The following is a 1,555-nucleotide window of genomic DNA, read 5'->3' on the forward strand; positions in this document are numbered from 1 at the left end:
ATTCATGGTCGGTCAGTTCGTACCGGCGACGTGTCATCCAGGGCTCCCTCAGTTTCGAGCCTTGAATCAGCCACACAGCAAAACGCCAACCAGATTTATGGCTTTGCCGCCTAGGAGTTTCTCTAATCGCGTTGGTCAAGCGCTGATGCCACGAGTGGGAGAAGGCAACGCTGGTGACTGAGTTCTCATGGCCCTCGAGCCGGGCGATCTCCTGGCCCGCAGCGAGATCCCAGACCCACGCGATGTTGTCCCGGAACCCTGCGAGGCGCGTGCCGTCCAACGAGAAGACGACACCGGTGACACCGGCCCCAAGGCCTTCGAGCCGAGAGACCTCCTGGCCCGTAGCAAGGTCCCAGATCCGCGCGGTTCTGTCATCGGACCCGGTGGCAAGCTGCGTCCCGTCCGGGGAGATGGCGACGCTGGTGACACTTCCCTCGTGACCCTGGAACAGGGCGGTCTGCTGGCCGGTGGCGAAGTCCCAGGTCCGCGCCGTCCAGTCATTGGACCCGGAGGCGAGGCGCGTCCTGTCCGGGGAGAAGGCGACGCTGGTGACACTTCCCAAGTGGCCTTCGGGTCGAGCGGTCCCCTGGTCTGTGGTAAGATCCCAGATCCGCGCCGTCCAGTCATCGGATCCGGTGGCGAGGCGCTTTCCGTCCGGGGAGAAGGTGACACTGGTGACATTGGCTAAATGGCCCTCGAGCTGGTCTCCTGACCCGTCGCGAGATCCCAGAGCCGCGCAGTGGCGTCATCGGACCCCGTAGCGAGGCGCGTCCCCTCCGGCGAGAAGGCGACACGGGTGACCCTGCGTCGATGGCCTTCGAACCGAGCGGCCTCCCGGCCGGTGGCGAGATCCCAGACCCGCGCGACTTCAGATCCAGTGGCCAGGCACTTCCCGTCGGGCGAGAAGGCGACGCTGAAGACCGGGCGCCCATCATCTTCGAGACGGGCGGTCTCTTGGCGCGTCTCGAAATCCCAAATCCGCGCAGCTTCAGACCCGGTGGCGAGGCTCTTCCCGTCTGGCGAGAAGGCGATGCTCGTGACATGGCGGTTGATCGAGTCCCCATGACCATCCAGCCGGGCTATCTCCTTTCGCGTGGCGAGGTCCCAGACTCGCGCCGTTCGGTCATGGGACCCGGAGGCAAGATACTCGCGTCCGGGGAGAAGGCGAGACAGCGGACCCAATTGCCATGTCCCTCCAGCCGAGCGATCTCCTTGCCCGTGGCGATATCCCAAAGCCGTGCGGTCCTGTCTCCCGATCCGGTGGCGAGGCACGTACCGTCTGGGGAGAAAGCAACGCTGGTGACACTTCCCTCGTGGCCTTGGAGCCGGGCGACCTCCTGGCCGGTGGTGGCGTCCCAGATCCACGCAGTATTGTCGGTGCATCCCGCGGCAAGACGCATCCCATCCGGCGAGAACGCAAGACTGAATACGTGGCGCCCGGCGTGTCAACGGCGGAGCAAAACCAGGCCGTTGGGCGGCGCAAAAGTAGGCCACTTGGCGCCGCAAGCGGGGAACGGCGGGAGGGCGTAGCCCGACTAGAGTTTCCCGCTTGCGG

2 protein-coding genes and 2 pseudogenes are annotated in these 1,555 nt (G+C 65.4%); all 4 read right to left on the reverse strand.

Going from position 1 to position 1,555, the window contains the following annotated elements:
- Window positions 1-562: WD40 repeat domain-containing protein (locus tag ACLJK8_RS22690; RefSeq protein WP_413152675.1), on the reverse strand; the 562-nt coding region annotated here is incomplete at its 3' end.
- Window positions 563-613: 51 nt separating this feature from the next.
- Window positions 614-730 (reverse strand): annotated as a pseudogene (locus ACLJK8_RS22695) (WD40 repeat domain-containing protein); the annotation flags it as partial.
- Complete coding sequence (locus ACLJK8_RS22700) at window positions 685-1,083, reverse strand: WD40 repeat domain-containing protein (protein ID WP_413152676.1); 399 nt, start codon at window positions 1,081-1,083, stop codon at window positions 685-687. The pseudogene ACLJK8_RS22695 and the gene ACLJK8_RS22700, both read right to left, overlap by 46 nt.
- Window positions 1,084-1,113: 30 nt before the next feature.
- A pseudogene (locus tag ACLJK8_RS22705) lies at window positions 1,114-1,424 on the reverse strand (WD40 repeat domain-containing protein); the annotation flags it as partial.
- Window positions 1,425-1,555 lie beyond the last annotated feature (131 nt).

The organism is Amaricoccus sp. W119, from assembly GCF_047275745.1.
Lineage (GTDB): Bacteria > Pseudomonadota > Alphaproteobacteria > Rhodobacterales > Rhodobacteraceae > Amaricoccus.